Here is a 14,309-nt window from a genome sequence, read left to right on the forward strand (position 1 = left end):
CGAGCAGCAGGACTGTCAGCCGCCGCTCTCGGCTAACGCACGCTGACGCTGATGGAGCACCCCAAGCGTGAAGCCGTTCCCGCCGGACGTACCCAGCCGCAGCAGGAACTCCGCCGCCACGACCTCGTCCTGCCGATCGCCCAGCAGCTCCTGGCGCTTCTTGGCCTGCTTGGCCAGTTGCCGTGCAGCTTTGCCCATCACCGGGATGGCGAGCTCACCGGCGTAGCGCGCCCGCTTGGCCGCCTTGCGGGCCCGGTGGTACGCGGCGTCGTCGGTGCTGGCCTCCTGCGCTGCCGCGATCCGCTTGTCCATCGTCCTCGACGCCTTGCGTACGAGGCGCTCGAGCGAAACAGCCGGCTCGTCGAAGTCGTGAACCGGCAGGTCGGCCGTCCAGTTGCGTAGCTCGGCCAGCAACGCGATGTAGCGCGCCGAGGCCATGACCTCGTTCAACCCGGCGCGGGCCGCGGCCTCCTCGGCGTCGAGGGTGCGCCCGACGCGGCGGCGAACCGGTCCGACCACCAGCTCGGCCGCGAGCTCGTCGAAGGCGGCGTCGAGGTGACGGCGCAGGACGTGCCGGTCGCGCACCTCGCCGAGTGCCGCAGCGAACCAGGACAGCTCCGCGTCGAGGGCGGCTGCCCGCTCACCGTCGAGCATCGCCGCGAAGATCCGCAGTGTGCTGCGGTAGCGGCGGCTGGCCACCCGCGTGGCGTGAATGCTGTCGTGCAGCTCGTCGACCGCAAGCGCAACGGCCGCGTCGCGGCGCAGGGTCACGTCGCCGGCCACGATCGCGGCGAAGTTGGTGTTGAGGTAGGCACCGATGACGCCGGCCGCCGTCGACGTGGGGCGAGCGGGGTGGGCCGACGCCTCGAGTGCGCGGCCCAGCTTGGACATGCTCGCCGACGGCTCAGCGCCGTACTTGCCGAGCCACGTGGCGATGCGGGCCAGCAGCTTCTCGTCGCCGCCGCTGCCTTTGACGTCTCCGAGCAGCTCGACCTCGGCCTCGTGCCAGCTGCGGATGACGGAGAACTCGTGCTTCACGGTGGCGGTGACCGTGTCGTGCACGATCTCGGCCAGGCCGGCGCCCTCGGCGTCGACGATGCGGCGCACCTCGCGCTCGGTGCGCAGGGTGGCAATCGTGCGCAGGGCTGCGCGTCCGCGCAGGCCGGCGGTCAGGGTGCGCAGCTCGGCCGGCACGCCGCGACTGCCCTCGAGCGGCAGCCTGATCTCCTGCCGGGCGCCGTCCATCGGGATTTTGAGGTGCCAGCCGTTGTCTGCGTCGCCGGTGCGTCGGCGCAGGGTGACCAGCGAGCCGAACAGATCGCGGCCGGCCGTGTCGAAGTAAGTGCTCTCCAGGCGTTGCGTCTCGTGCTGCACCGATCCGCCCTCAGGCACGAAGCGGGAGACGTCAGGCAGCTCCCAGGTGTCGGGCAGGTCGAACTTCAGTTCGCGCTCTCGTTGCGTGTCGGTCATGGTTGTCGGTCGGGAGTCTGGCTGGACTCGGCCTTGGTCTGCTCCGGATCCTCGGTGCGGGCGTCGGAGTCCTCCAGGACGATGCGGGCCTGCGCCGCGGCGTCGTCGCTACCCACGCCTACTTCCTCGGGCAGCAGCTCGGCACGATCCGCCACCCGCTGCTCGTCGATGCGTTCATGTTTCGGCTCGGTCATCCCAGCACCGTACCCACCAGGACCCACCGGGGTCAGGACGGCAGAGCGGCGGCCGCATGCGGCGAGAGCAGTACCGTTGCGGCCTCGGCCCGCAGCTCGACCCGCCGGATCTTGCCAGTGGCAGTCGTCGGATAGGTGTCGATGAAGACCACCCGCCGAGGCCGTTTGAACGACGGCAGCCCGGCCCGGCAGAACTCGACGAGCTCGTCTTCGGTAACCGAGTGCTGCGGGTGCAGCTGCACATAGGCCACCGGCTTCTCGAGCCCGTCGAGATCGAGTGCGGCGACCACCACCGCCTGCGCCACCGCATCGTGTGCGAGCAGCCGCGCCTCGACTTCGGCCGGGCTGACCCAGATACCGCTGGCCTTGAGCATGTCGCCGGTGCGGCCGAGGCAGCGATAGTGACCGTCGGCGTCCTGCACGTAGGTGTCGCCGGTGCGCAGCCACTCACCCTGGAACACCTGGCGGGACGCCGCGTAGCGCGACCAATAGCCGGTGGCCGTCGAGTCACCGCGCACGAACAGCGTGCCTGGCATGCCAGGTTCCACCTCACGGCCGTCGTCGTCGAGCAGGCGCAGGTCGTACCCCGGGACGGCGACGCCGGTGGTTCCGGGACGTACCGCGCCGGGCCGGTTGGACAGGAAGATGTGCAGCATCTCGGTCATGCCGATGCCGTCGATGATGTCGACGCCGAAGTGCGCCGTCCACCGCTCGTACAGCGCGCCGGGTAACGCCTCACCGGCGCTGGCCGCGAGCCGCACGGCGCCGAGCGAGTCGCCCGGCAGCTCGGCGCGCAGCATGTTGGCGAAGAACGTCGGGCCGGCGAAGAACAGGGTCGCGCCGAACTCGCGCGCCCGCGCGGCAATGACATCGGGTCGAGACGGGGTCGGCTCGAGGATGGCAGCTGCGCCGGCGGCCAGCGGGAACAGCACCGAGTTGCCGAGACCATAGGCGAAGAAGGCCTTGGCCGCGGACAGACAACGGTCGTCGGCCGTGATGCCCAGCACCTGAGCGCCGTAGGTCTCGCAGACGACGCGGACGGCGCCGTGCCGGTGCATCGCACCCTTCGGCGTGCCGGTCGTCCCCGACGTGTAGAGCCAGAACGCGGGCGAGTCGGGCGTGCTCGGGTACAGCGAGCCGTCAGGACCGTCGAGGCGGTCGATCGGGTGCACCGGCAACGTGGTGGCGACCTCGACATCAGGGCCGGTCAGCACGCCTTGCAGGCAGGTCGCCTCGGCGACGACGGCCGTGGCGAGGGCCGCGAAGTCGGTGGTGACGGCAAGCAGCCGGGCTCGCGAGTCGTGCAGCAGCTCGGCCAGGCCGGCCGCGTTCGTCATGGTCGAGACCGGCACGGGCACCGCGCCCATCCGCATAGCGGCAAGATAGATCACCACGAACTCCGGCGTGTCGGCCATCAGCATCAACACCCGCTGCTCGGGCTGCAGACCGATGCGACGCAGGCCGGCCGCCACCCGGACCACCCGCTCGTGCAGCTGCGCATAGGTGACGTCGCCGCCGACGCCGGTTAGGGCAAGGCGTTCGCCGCGGCCGGCCGCCAGATGCCGGTCAAGCAGGTACTCGGTCGCATTGGCGGCGTGGATCGCGTCGGAAGCGGTGAGCTCGCTCATGGCCAAACTCTACATTTTGCTGCGTTTACGTCAAGACTTCGTAGCAAATCGGCGCGGGACGTCCTTGGCTACGCTCGCGCGGTGACCAAGGCCAAATTTCGAGTGGGCAACTCCCCCGTCCACGGCCGGGGCCTGTACGCCGCCGTCGACCTCGGCGCCGAGGAGTTCCTGCTCGACTACGCGGGCGAGGTCATTGACTGGAACGACGCGCAGGCGCGCTGGGAGGCCGCCGACGGCGATCCCGACCACACGTTTTTCTTCGACCTCGGCGACGGGCGCGTCATCGACGGCGGCAGCGGCGGCAACGAATCCCGTTTCATCAACCACGGCTGCGATCCGAACTGCGAGACGATCGACGACGAGGGCACGATCCACGTGGTCACCCTGCAGGCCATTCCCGCCGGCGCGGAACTGTTCATCGACTACCGGCTTAGCCTCGATGACGACTCCGCGGAGGCGGCTGCCGTGTACGCCTGCCGCTGTGGCTCTCCGGCGTGCCGCGGAACGATGCTCGCCGGTTGATCGTCAGCGGCGGCATCTGCTCGACGCAGGACACCACGGATGACCAGCCATGCCATGGCGAGCAGCCACCACGCGCACAGCGCATTGAGGGAAACGAGTTCGGACATGCCTCGAAGCATTCACCGACCCAGCCGCGGGGGCCGGCAATTCCGGGACCATCCTCACGTCCTGCGCACGGGATCGTCGCGGGTGTGAATAATTGCCCCTGTGCGTGGACGAGGCCACGAGAACGTGGCGACGGTGCTGGTCGAGCCGAAGGTGCTCGACGACTTCGAGCTGGACCTGATGTCGCACGACTTCCGGGTCTGGGAGGTCAGCACGGTGACCACGTTCCCGGACGCGGAACGGCTGGCTTTTCAGATCCGCCGCTCGCTCATCGAGTGGAGCCGTGGCAAGTGGCATGACGCTGCGGACTGGACCCTCGTCTGGATCACCTTCGGCGAGAGCTGGCTCGACGGTGACGAGCCGATCCCGTGGCCGGCCCATGCCGCGCTGTGGGACAAGCTCGCCGAGTACGCCGCGCACACCCGCTACAACCTGGGCCTGGGTGGTGTCCCGCGGCTCACGATCCCGCGCGAGCGAGGGTGACGAACGTGCGGCCCGCCACCCGGCGGACCGTCTCGATGTCGAGATCCGTGTCGCGCAGCCGGTCGCGCAACCCCGGGAGGCCGACGCGTGCCCACAGGAAGGGAAGACCGGTCGGCACGTCGTTGCGGGCGAAGCGCACCCAGCCATGGGCGTCGACGGCGTCTTCGGGATCGGTCTCGATCAGCACCCGCCCGCCGGGCGCGAGCAAGTCGTGCACGCGGCGCAGCAGTCGTGTCGGGTCCCCGCCGATGCCGATGTTGCCGTCGAGCAGCAGCACGGTGGACCAGGCGCCCTCGCCGGGCACCGGGCCGAATACGTCTCGACGCTCGGCCGGCGCTCCGGTGCGCCGCGCGAGCGACACCGCTACCTCGGCGATGTCGATGCCGAGCACCTCGACGCCGGCGGAGTGCAGCAGGTGGACAAGGCGGCCCGGGCCGCACCCGACGTCGAGCACGGGTCCGCGGCAGGCGCCGACGACCTCGCAGTCGGTGTCGTCGGCGGGGGCGAGCCACCGTTGGATGTCGAGCAACATCCCCCGGCTGCCCGGCGTCTGCAGCTGCAGCGGCCCACCACCTTGCAGCGCGTCCTCGTAAGGACGCAAAGCTCCTGGTTGCATCAGGTTGCTCGGCACATCAGCCGGCGCGCCCGACGAGCCGCGGCTGCAGTGCAGTGACGACCTGCCGGAACCGGCCGAGCGGGGAACCGGCGAGCACGGTCGACAGGTCGTCGACCGTGTCGACGTCGGCGAGCGGCTCGAGCAGAGTGACGTCGATACCGGCGGCCTGCAGGCGCGCGTACTGGTGCGCGCCCGTGCTGGGCGTCGACATCGGCACGCCGAGGACGACCTCACGCGCGCGCCGGGCATCCCGCAGGCCGAGCGCCCAGTACCCACCGTCGGGCGCGAGACCCAGCGCCGCCTCGCAGCGGGCCGGTGCGAAGTGCAGCAGGTGGTGCGGCTGCAGCTGCGGGGTATCCATGCCGACGAGCAGGGCCGAGCCGACGCCGGCGGCGTCGAAGGCGGCGCTGATGCGCTCGTCCAAGCTGCCGGCCGGCTGCTGCACGACGTCCCACCCGGTGGGCGCCCAACCCGCAGCGTCGCCGGCGAAGGCCAGCAGGTGACGGCGGGCAGCCGTGCGCGAGACCGCGTCGAGGGTGTCCTGCAGGCAGGCCGCGGCGATCGACGCCGCCTCGGTCGGCGTGAGCGGTGGGGTCAATCGCGTTTTCGCGAAGCCGGGAAGCGGTTCCTTGGCCAGGACGATGAGGGTGTCGATCATCTGTCGATCGCTGCGCTCATGTCGCGGACCGCCTGCAGGGTCCCGCGCACGGTGCCGGTGACCTTCGACGTGCCGATGCGCGGGGCGTACGGGACGTCGACCTGCTCGACCCGCCAGCCGGCATCGGCGGCGCGGACAACTGTCTCGGCCGGGTAGCCCGAGCGGCGGTCGGTGAGGCCGAGGGACAGCAACGCGTCACGCCGGGCGATTCGAAGGGGACCCACGTCCACTATTCGCAGCCCGGTGCGCCGACGGATCCGTCGGGCAAGTTCGCGATTGGCCACTCGTGACGGCAGCGACCACGCCGCCCGGGTCGTGGGCCGGCGCCGGGCCACGACGAGTTCGGCACCCTGCTCCAGTACAGCGAGCAGGCGCAGCACCTCGCGCGGGTCGAGCGAGCCGTCGCAGTCGCATACTGCCACCACCGGCGCGGTCGCCGCGGCCAGGCCGGCGTGGCAGGCGGCGCCGTACCCGCGGACCGCGCAGGTGATCACGGTGGCGCCCAGGGCTCGGGCGATGTCCGGCGAGCCGTCCGTCGAGCCGTTGTCGACGACCAGCGCGCGACACCCCTCAGGCAACCGCTCGAGCACCCAGGGCAGAGCCCCGGCCTCGTCGAGACAGGGCAGCACGATGTCCACACGAACGTCGGGTGCTGTCACAACAGCACGCTACCCAGGCCCCCGCTGCGGAAAGTTTTTTCCGACGCAGCGGAACCACCTCGTAACCCCCGGACGAACGTATCGGTAGCAGCACATCAGACACCGACGTCCAGGAGGACATCACCGTGCGCACAATCACCAAGACGCTGGTCGCCGTGACGGCGAGCGCCGCTCTCGTCGCCACCGGCACCGCCTGCAGCAGCAGCGGCGGCGGCGACAAGAAGCCCGTTGCCACTATCGCGAAGATCACCGGCGGCACCACGTCCGTGGCCCTCGACCCGGGTTTCGTCACCGCCCTCGGCACCCTGAAGCTCACCCCGGGCCTCGTGTCGCCGGCGACCATGAGCGGTACCACTGTCACCTTCCCGATCACCGGCGGCAACGTCACGGTGTACAAGAAGGGCAAGGTCACCCCCTATGTGCAGGGGACCGTCACTCACAGCGGCGGCCTGACGCTCAAGGGCGGCGCCACCACCGTGACGCTGCAGAACTTCGTCATCGACCCGGGCAACAACTCCAAGCTTTCCGGTGAGGTTCTTGCCAACGGGACGGTCGCTGTGAAGAGCGCGCCCTTGTTCAACCTCGATGGCAGCACCCTCAAGACGCCCACCGTCGACAAGGCCACCGGTGTGGCCACGCTGACCGGCACCCGCGTGCTCCTGTCGGAGGCTGCCGCCAAGCTGCTCAACACCACCTTCAAGACCACCGCGCTCAAGGGTGGCTTCTTTATCGGTGTCGCCACGATCAAGGCCAACTCCAAGTAAGTCGCGCCACAGCACCACGGATCGGGTGGCGACCTTCGGGTCGCCACCCGATCTTTGTTGCAGAGGAGGATCGGCTCATGCGGGTTCTGGTCACCGGCGGCGCCGGGTTCATCGGCACGCACGTGCTGGCCGCGCTGACCGCCGACGGCCACGACCTGCGGGTACTGGACTCGCTGCGGCGCGACGTCCACCGTGGGCCGCCCCCGTCGCTGCCCGGTTTGCAGGTCGGCGACGTCCGCGACCCGGTGGCGCTCGACCAGGCGCTGGCCGGCATCGACACCGTCGTGCACCTCGCGGCGAAGGTCGGCCTGGGCGTCGACGTACAGGACCTGCCCGACTACGCCGATTCGAACATGCACGGCACCGCGGCGCTGTTGGCCGCGATGGCCCGCGCCGGCGTCACGAACCTCGTGCAGGCCAGCTCGATGGTCGTCTACGGCGAGGGATTCGGCCGCTGTCCCGAGCACGGCCCGGTGACGCCCGGCCCGCGTGCCGAGAGCGAGCTGCGCGCCGGTCGGTTCGAGCCGCCGTGCCCACGCTGCGAGCGCCCACTCGACGCGATGCTGATCGCCGAGGATGCCCCGCTGGACCCGCGCAACGCCTACGCCGTCAGCAAAGTGACTCAGGAGCAGCTCGCGACGTCCTGGGCACGCTCGACCGGCGGGCAGGCAACCTCGCTACGACTGCACAACGTCTACGGGCCCGGCATGCCACGCGACACCCCCTACGCCGGGGTGGCCGCGATCTTCCTGTCTGCACTACGCCGCGGAGCTGCGCCCGCCGTCTTCGAGGACGGCGGACAGCGACGCGACTTCGTGCACGTCCGCGACGTCGCTGCGGCGTTCGCGGCCGCCGTGGCCCGCCCTGCCGACGGCGTGCGGGCGCTGAACGTCGGCTCCGGAACTCCACGCACGGTGGGCGACATGGCCCGGGCGCTCTCGGCCGCGCTCGGCGGTCCCGAACCGGTCGTGACCGGGGCCTATCGCCTGGGCGACGTCCGGCACATCACCGCCGACAGCGCCCGCGCCCGCGCCGAGCTCGACTGGGCCCCGGGCGTCGCGTTCGCCGACGGCACGGCGGAACTTGCGCGTGCCTGACCTGCGGCGCCTCGTCGTCCCGCTGTTCGCGGGTTACGTCGCGCTCTTCGCGGTGCTGCTGCACACGTCCGGGCCCCACGTTGCGCTGTGGCTCTACGGGTCGTCCTCGGTGGTGTTCGGCCTGCTCGTTGCGCTGCTCTCGCGCGTCGAATGGACGCCGTCGCGGCTCGCGCTGGTGATCCTGGCCGGTGCTGCGGTGCTACAAGTCGTTGCGCTCACCCGCGGTCCGACGACGTCCGACGACGTCTACCGTTACCTCTGGGACGGGCGCGTGCAGTTCAGCGGCACCGACCCGTACGCCTATCCCCCGGTGTCGTCGCACCTGACCCACCTGCGCGACGGCTCGCTGTTCCTGCCGCCCCGCGCGCACTGCGCATGGCGGATCCCGGACGGCTGCTCGCTGATCAACCGGCCGTCGGTGCGCACGATCTATCCGCCGGTGGCGCAGCTGATCTTCGACGGCGGCCACTTACTCGGCTTCGGCGCCGGGGGCACCGGCGGGGTGCACGTCTTCCAGGTGCTGGCCGCACTGGGCGTGCTGGCCGGCACCGTGCTGCTGTTGCGCGCGAGCCTGCGCGCCGGTCGCCCGCTGTGGCCGGTAGCGATCTGGGCGTGGTCGCCGCTGGTGGTCATCGAGTACGGCAACAACGCGCATGTCGACTGGGCCGCAGTGCTGTTGTCGCTCGGTTGCCTCGAGCTCGCCCGACGTGGACGAGCGGGTTGGACCGGCCTCCTGCTGGCCGCGGCGACGCTCACGAAGATCTACCCCGCGCTGATCGGCCCGGCTGTGCTCAAGCGCCGCCCGTGGCTCGTGCTGGTCGTGGCCGCCGCGGCGGCGGTCGTGGCCTATGTCCCGCACGTGCTGGCCGCTGGCACCGACGTCATCGGGTATCTACCGGGGTACCTGCACGAGGAGGGCTACAACTCCGGCACCCGGCTGCTGCTGCTCGGCGCGGTGTTGCCGCATCCGGTCGATACCGTCGTCGGTGTCCTGATCATCGCTGCGGCCGCGCTGTGGTGCTGGTCGCGGTCGGACGCCGACGCCCCTGAGCAGAGCGCGGTGGTGCTGGTCGGCGTCGCGTTCCTGGTGACCACGCCCGGCTACGGCTGGTACGCCGGCCTGCTGCTCGCCCTGGCCGTGCTTGCACGCCGCCTCGAGTGGGTGCCGTTGGCCTTCGCCCCCACCTTTGTCTATCTCGTCCGGGCCGAGGTATCCAAAGCGACGTGGTACGGCACGACGATCTACGCCGTGGCCGGCGGTGTCTTGCTCGTGGCCGTGCTGGCCCGGCGTCGCGCCGGGCGCGCGTCACTCCACGAGGTCGGCGTCGGGTAGCGACCCGAGCACGGCGAAGGCGTCGAGGAAGGGTTCGACGTCGCCGGAGGTCGTCCACGAACGCAGCTGCGCGGCCGAGCGCCGCGACACGACCGCTCGGGCGAGGTCGAAGTCACTGGCGGTCACCACGGTGCGTGGGCCGTCACCCGGTGAGCTCCACGACCACTGCTCACCCTGCAAGGTCAGTGCGCCCGTCACATTCGGTGCGAAGCGGGTGACCATCTGGTCGCGAATGGCGCGCAAGCCGGGTGTGTCCTGCCCGCCCGGGACGCCGAGTGCCCCGCGCAGGTCCTGCTCGTGGATGATCACATCGCCCAGCGGCCGAGGGTTGTGCGCGCGCATCCAGCTCTCGAGCTGCGGCGCCACGTCGTCCCACTCGGCCAGCAGGTCGGCGATGTCGCGGTCGCGGCGATCGTCGACGTGCCGCTGCGTCCAGGCGGCGTTGTGGTCGTCCGGCTCGTCACCGGCCACTACGTCGACGCCGAGCCCGACCATGTGCGCCAGCAGGTCGCGGACGCTCCAGTCAGGGGTGGCGGGCACCGGGGCGTTCGCCGTCGCCGGATCGAGCAGTGCCACCAGCAGGCTGACCCGCCGCCGAGCCGCACTCCATTCGGTCACCGGATCCATCTCGTCCGTCATGTTGGCCACTGAAACACACGGTGTGCGCGGGCGGGGGTTAGGGTCTGCTTCGACACGTTCTTGCAGCAGTCAGGTTGGCTCAATCGGTTCGGGTAATCGGGAGGTACACCAGTGAGCAAACTGGTCGAACTCGCCTGGGCCGGTGACGTCGATCTGGCCAACATCACGCCGATCAGGCATGAGCTCGACGAGGCGCTGGACACGCCCGACGTCGAGCGTCTGGTCATCGACCTCGGTGCGGTGGGCTTCGTCGATTCATTGGGCCTCGGGATGCTGGTCTACGCGATGAACACCGCACAGACCCGGGGCATTGCCATGTCGGTGCGCCACGTCCCGCCTCGGACGCAGGAGCTCATCGACGTCGCCGGCCTCAGCCAGGTCCTGGCCGTCGAGCGCGACTGACACCGGCTGGACCGCTACCTGACCGCTACCAGGTCGGGCGTAGCGGGAAGTCGGCCTCACCGGAGGGGTGTGGGTTGATCGCCAGCACCTGGTGCAGCTGGACGACGTTGCGCTCGAAGCCCAGGCGCGAGCCGGCCATGTACAGGCCCCACACCCGGGCGGTCGGCAGGCCGACCTCGGCCACGCAGGCGTCCCAGTTGGCAACGAGGTTCGCCGACCAGTGCATGAGGGTCAGCGCGTAGTGCTCACGCAGGTTCTCCTCGTGGCGGACCTCGAAGCCGGCGTCCTGGGCCTCGGCGATGATGCGTCCGGCGCCGGTGAGCTCCCCGTCGGGGAAGACGTAGCGGTCGATGAAGGCCCCGGGCATGGGGCTGGTCTTGTTGTCCGGTCGGGTGATGCAGTGATTCAGCAGTCGCCCGCCCGGACGCAGCTTGCCGCGCAGCAGTTCGAAGTAGGCCGCGTAGTTCGCGACCCCGACGTGTTCGAGCAGGCCGATCGAGCTGACCGCGTCGTAGTCGCGGCCGGGCGAGTCGCGGTAGTCGCCGTGGATGATCGTCACGTGCTCGGCCAGCCCGACGCGCTCGGTCTCGGCCTTGGCCCAGGCTGCTTGCTCGGCCGACAGGGTCACGGCCACGACGTCGACGCCGTAGTTGCGAGCCGCGTGCCGGGCCATCCCGCCCCAGCCGCAGCCGACGTCGAGCAGCCGCATGCCCGGCTCGAGCCCGAGCTTGCGAGCGACGAGATCGAATTTCTCGTACTGCGCGTCGTCCAGCGAGGTGTCCGGCTTGTCGAAGACCGCGCACGTGTACGCCATCGACGGGCCGAGGACGTACTCGTAGAAGGTGTTCGACACGTCGTAGTGCATGCCGATGGCCCGGCTGTCGCGGGTGCGAGAGTGTCGCAGTCCATTGACCGCCCGGCGGATGCGCGAGGGCGCCTCCTGCGGCGGCGGCTTGGGCGGCAGCAGGTTGCGCACGCCCAGCTGCTGGGCCAGCGCCGGGAATTCCGACAGCGGCGGCCGGCGGAAGTTCCAGTTGGCCAGGGCGCACAACGCGGTGTACGGATCACCCGGGTGGGCGCCGACCAGCTCGAGCTCACCGGAGACGTAGGCGCGGGCCAGCCCGAGGTCACCGGGTGCGGTGATCAGGTAGCGCAGGGCGCGCTCGGTGTGCAGGCGGAGGGTCAAGCCCTCGTCGGACGAGCCCACCACCGAGCCGTCGGCAGCTTCCACCCGCATGGGCACGGCGCCCTCGGTAACGGTGGTGATGAGATCGGCGATGGTCATCGGACTACTACTTTCTCGTACATCCCCGGCAGTCGGCCAGCGGGATCGTAACGGGCCTTGGCCGAGGCGTAGGCCGCCCCGCCGTAGAGAGCGTCGAAGGTGGCGCGGTCGTAGTAGGCGTCGGAGTACAGCGACTTGTGCCCGCCCAGCTCGGCAACCTTGGCCTCGATGCGGCGATTGACGTCGCCGTCGCGGGCTCCGTCGGCGATAGCCACCGTGCCCCAGAACCCGACATTGACGTAGATGTGCCCCGGCTCGAGCGGGTACAGCGGCCAGTTCCGCTGCGAGCGCAGCGGGCACAGCCACACCGGCGTCATCCCCACCTCCTGATCGAACCAGTGCAGGAACTCGGCTGTGCGCCCGAGCGGCACCTCGATGTCCTGCACCACGCGCTCGCGCGGCGCGGCGCCGCGGCGGCGATCGATGCGGCCGACGATGTCGTAGCGCGTCTCGAGGCCGATCAGGCGGTGGTAGACGTCGCTTCGGCGCAGCCGCCGGGGCCAGAGGCGGCGGACGGCCGGACGCTGCGCGCCGAACGCGGCCGAGCACCAGAACCAGTCGGTATCCCAGCGCCAGATGTAGTCGGCTGCGGTGAGGCAATCACGTTCGCGTTGCTGGATGGAGCGGTAGAAGATCTGCTGGCCGGTGTAGTCGCTGGGCTCACCTGACTTGGCGGTCGAGTCCGTCCATGCCGCGAGCGTCAGATAGGACTCACCGGGCGAGAACATGACGCCGTCGACGAAGTCGACTGCCTCGCCGTCCCACTCACTCTTGTCGGCAATGGTCTCGATCGCGGAGGCGAGCGTGTCGAGCTCGTCGAAACGGACATGCCGCAGCTCGACGAATGGCGCGGTGGGCTGCAGCGCGATGCGCAGGCGCAGCGCGTACCCGAGGCTGCCGTAGGAGTTGGGGAACGCGGCGAACAGCTCGGCGTTCTCGCTTGCGCTCGCGGTCACGACCTCGCCGTCCCCGGTGAGTACGTCGAGCTCGAGCACCGACTCGTGCGGTAGGCCGTTGAACAGCGACGACGACTCGATGCCCAGGCCGGTGACGGCGCCGCCGAGCGTGATCGTCTTCAGCTGCGGCACCACGAGCGGCATCAACCCGTGCGGCAATGTCGCGGCCACGAGCGTCTCGTAGGTGCACATGCCCTGGACGTCGGCGGTGCGCGTACGTGCGTCGATGCTGATGACGTCCGTGAGGCCGCTGACGTCGAGCCCCGCGCCTGTGCGGTTGTGCGCACGGAACAGGTTGGACGTCGGCTTAGCAAGCCGGATGCGCCCGGCCGGCAACGCACGCATGTCGCGTTGGACCGCCCGGACGGCGCGGTCGTGGGCCGGCTGGCCGATCACAGGCATTAGGGCAATGTACTGAGCGAGGTCTCACCTATGGCAGCCGGTCAGCGGCGAATCGCCTTCTCGACCGCGAGCGCGAGCAGGGACTGACCGCCGACGCTGGGGTGCACGCCGCAGCCACCTGTCGACAGCGTGGTCAGCAGACCGGCCGCGCAGGTGTCCCCGCCGGCCTGGGCGGCGGCCCGCTGGAAGGTGCCATAGCCGTCCGCCACCGTGACGCCGTAGGGCTTGGCCGCGCTGTCCATCGCTGTGTTGAGGGCCTGGCTGCTGGCGTTCTGGGTCGCCGAACGGTAGTCGGTCGAGTAGTAGTTCACGATCACGATCTGTCCCCGGTAGTGCTGCCGCACGGTGCGCAGGGTCGTCGAGACGTTGGCTGCGACCCTCGCCAGCACGCCCGGCAACTCTGAGGCACAGGAGTCCTTCGTCGTTGCCTGGCAGAGGAACCCGCCGTTCGCGCCGATCATCAGCGTCACCAGCCTCGTGTCCCGGTGCCGGGCGAGGAAGACCTCGGCGTACTGCAGCTGGGATGCCGCGTTCGCCACCCGCAACTTCAGGGCGGCGCCCACGTCCTCGGTGAAGCCGACGAACTTCGCCGCGTTGCTGTAGTCCGGGGTGGGCAGGTTGGCCGGCTCGCGGTAACCGAAGGACACCGAGTCGCCGAGCGCGAGATAGGACGAGCCGGGCCGCACGGGTTCGACGTGCTGGCCCGGATGGTGAGCGGCGCTGGCCAGAGCCGGGGCGGCGACGACCGCCGACACGCACAAGGCCGCGCTGATTACCAGCAGGCTGAAACGACGGGATCGAGACACGATTCGGGCCACGAAGCACTTCTGCTGACAGCGTCCGCAGGACCTCGTCATCCGGCTGTGGCGCGGATGTCACCTTGCTCTCCGACGCCTGGGAGATCAATGCCACCCAGATCCGCGGGGATGGCCGGTTTAACAGCATGTCGAAACGACATCACGCAACGGCGAGTAGTGCCCGAACGTGTCGTTCGACTGGTGATTCCTTGCTGGGCGGGCCGCCGGGTGGGTCGGGCTGTTTGCTGCGGTAGTGCTGGCCGGTGGGGGTTTCGGTGATGATGGTGCCGTTGGTGGTG

General features: G+C 70.1%; 16 protein-coding genes. 6 read left to right on the forward strand and 10 right to left on the reverse strand.

Annotation, left to right across the window (positions count from 1 at the left end; translation table 11 throughout):
* Nucleotides 1-15: 15 nt before the first annotated feature.
* Genes ACFFC4_RS09560 through ACFFC4_RS09570 form a run of 3 tightly spaced genes read right to left on the reverse strand, consistent with a single transcriptional unit; the run spans nt 16 to nt 3,292 of the window.
* Complete coding sequence (locus ACFFC4_RS09560) at nt 16-1,470, reverse strand: CHAD domain-containing protein (protein ID WP_375500154.1); 1,455 nt, start codon at nt 1,468-1,470, stop codon at nt 16-18.
* Nucleotides 1,467-1,664, reverse strand: a complete 198-nt coding sequence (locus tag ACFFC4_RS09565; RefSeq protein ID WP_375500156.1) for a hypothetical protein — start codon at nt 1,662-1,664, stop codon at nt 1,467-1,469. Before ACFFC4_RS09565 ends, ACFFC4_RS09560 begins: the two co-directional genes overlap by 4 nt.
* Nucleotides 1,665-1,696: 32 nt before the next feature.
* Entirely contained in the window at nt 1,697-3,292 is a 1,596-nt protein-coding gene (locus tag ACFFC4_RS09570; RefSeq protein WP_375500158.1) for a benzoate-CoA ligase family protein, read from the reverse strand.
* Nucleotides 3,293-3,373: 81 nt separating this feature from the next.
* On the opposite strand from ACFFC4_RS09570, the gene ACFFC4_RS09575 reads away from it, so the two are divergent.
* Nucleotides 3,374-3,814: an SET domain-containing protein gene (locus tag ACFFC4_RS09575; RefSeq protein ID WP_375500160.1), complete on the forward strand. Its 441-nt coding sequence runs from the start codon at nt 3,374-3,376 to the stop codon at nt 3,812-3,814.
* A gap of 240 nt (nt 3,815-4,054) precedes the next feature.
* On the forward strand, nt 4,055-4,402 hold the full coding sequence (locus ACFFC4_RS09580) for a hypothetical protein (RefSeq protein ID WP_375500162.1): 348 nt from the start codon (nt 4,055-4,057) through the stop codon (nt 4,400-4,402).
* Here the strand turns inward: ACFFC4_RS09580 and ACFFC4_RS09585 are convergent.
* Genes ACFFC4_RS09585 through ACFFC4_RS09595 form a run of 3 tightly spaced genes read right to left on the reverse strand, consistent with a single transcriptional unit; the run spans nt 4,377 to nt 6,335 of the window.
* On the reverse strand, nt 4,377-5,003 hold the full coding sequence (locus ACFFC4_RS09585; RefSeq protein WP_375500164.1) for a class I SAM-dependent methyltransferase: 627 nt from the start codon (nt 5,001-5,003) through the stop codon (nt 4,377-4,379). The genes ACFFC4_RS09580 and ACFFC4_RS09585 overlap by 26 nt on opposite strands.
* 31 nt (nt 5,004-5,034) lie before the next feature.
* Complete coding sequence (locus ACFFC4_RS09590; protein WP_375500166.1) at nt 5,035-5,676, reverse strand: DUF2064 domain-containing protein; 642 nt, start codon at nt 5,674-5,676, stop codon at nt 5,035-5,037.
* On the reverse strand, nt 5,673-6,335 hold the full coding sequence (locus ACFFC4_RS09595) for a glycosyltransferase (RefSeq protein WP_375500168.1): 663 nt from the start codon (nt 6,333-6,335) through the stop codon (nt 5,673-5,675). Before ACFFC4_RS09595 ends, ACFFC4_RS09590 begins: the two co-directional genes overlap by 4 nt.
* A gap of 125 nt (nt 6,336-6,460) precedes the next feature.
* Between ACFFC4_RS09595 and ACFFC4_RS09600 the strand changes: the two genes are divergently transcribed.
* The 3 genes from ACFFC4_RS09600 to ACFFC4_RS09610 all read left to right on the forward strand — a co-directional run bounded on the left by ACFFC4_RS09600 (nt 6,461) and on the right by ACFFC4_RS09610 (nt 9,529).
* Nucleotides 6,461-7,099, forward strand: a complete 639-nt coding sequence (locus ACFFC4_RS09600; protein ID WP_375500170.1) for a hypothetical protein — start codon at nt 6,461-6,463, stop codon at nt 7,097-7,099.
* A gap of 77 nt (nt 7,100-7,176) precedes the next feature.
* A complete protein-coding gene (locus ACFFC4_RS09605; protein ID WP_375500172.1) occupies nt 7,177-8,196 on the forward strand; it encodes an NAD-dependent epimerase/dehydratase family protein in 1,020 nt (339 codons plus the stop codon).
* Nucleotides 8,189-9,529, forward strand: a complete 1,341-nt coding sequence (locus ACFFC4_RS09610) for a glycosyltransferase 87 family protein (protein ID WP_375500174.1) — start codon at nt 8,189-8,191, stop codon at nt 9,527-9,529. The genes ACFFC4_RS09605 and ACFFC4_RS09610 overlap by 8 nt, the downstream gene beginning before the upstream one ends.
* On the opposite strand, the gene ACFFC4_RS09615 is transcribed toward ACFFC4_RS09610, so the two are convergent.
* Nucleotides 9,503-10,168 carry a maleylpyruvate isomerase family mycothiol-dependent enzyme gene (locus tag ACFFC4_RS09615; protein WP_375500176.1) on the reverse strand — a complete coding sequence of 222 codons (666 nt, stop codon included), beginning with the start codon at nt 10,166-10,168 and terminating at the stop codon, nt 9,503-9,505. The genes ACFFC4_RS09610 and ACFFC4_RS09615 overlap by 27 nt on opposite strands.
* A gap of 111 nt (nt 10,169-10,279) precedes the next feature.
* On the opposite strand from ACFFC4_RS09615, the gene ACFFC4_RS09620 reads away from it, so the two are divergent.
* The gene (locus ACFFC4_RS09620; protein ID WP_375500178.1) at nt 10,280-10,570 is read left to right on the forward strand and encodes an STAS domain-containing protein; all 291 of its coding nucleotides are present in this window, start codon (nt 10,280-10,282) and stop codon (nt 10,568-10,570) included.
* Between the two features lie 25 nt (nt 10,571-10,595).
* On the opposite strand, the gene ACFFC4_RS09625 is transcribed toward ACFFC4_RS09620, so the two are convergent.
* Genes ACFFC4_RS09625 through ACFFC4_RS09635 form a run of 3 tightly spaced genes read right to left on the reverse strand, consistent with a single transcriptional unit; the run spans nt 10,596 to nt 14,031 of the window.
* Nucleotides 10,596-11,855 (reverse strand): class I SAM-dependent methyltransferase, encoded by a 1,260-nt coding sequence (locus tag ACFFC4_RS09625; RefSeq protein ID WP_375500180.1) that lies wholly within the window; start codon nt 11,853-11,855, stop codon nt 10,596-10,598.
* Nucleotides 11,852-13,213, reverse strand: a complete 1,362-nt coding sequence (locus ACFFC4_RS09630) for an FAD-binding oxidoreductase (protein WP_375500182.1) — start codon at nt 13,211-13,213, stop codon at nt 11,852-11,854. The genes ACFFC4_RS09625 and ACFFC4_RS09630 overlap by 4 nt, the downstream gene beginning before the upstream one ends.
* 41 nt (nt 13,214-13,254) lie before the next feature.
* Complete coding sequence (locus ACFFC4_RS09635) at nt 13,255-14,031, reverse strand: SGNH/GDSL hydrolase family protein (protein WP_375500184.1); 777 nt, start codon at nt 14,029-14,031, stop codon at nt 13,255-13,257.
* Between the last annotated feature and the right edge of the window lie 278 nt (nt 14,032-14,309).

The sequence above is a fragment of the uncultured Jatrophihabitans sp. genome (genome assembly GCF_964244045.1).
Lineage (GTDB): Bacteria > Actinomycetota > Actinomycetes > Mycobacteriales > Jatrophihabitantaceae > Jatrophihabitans.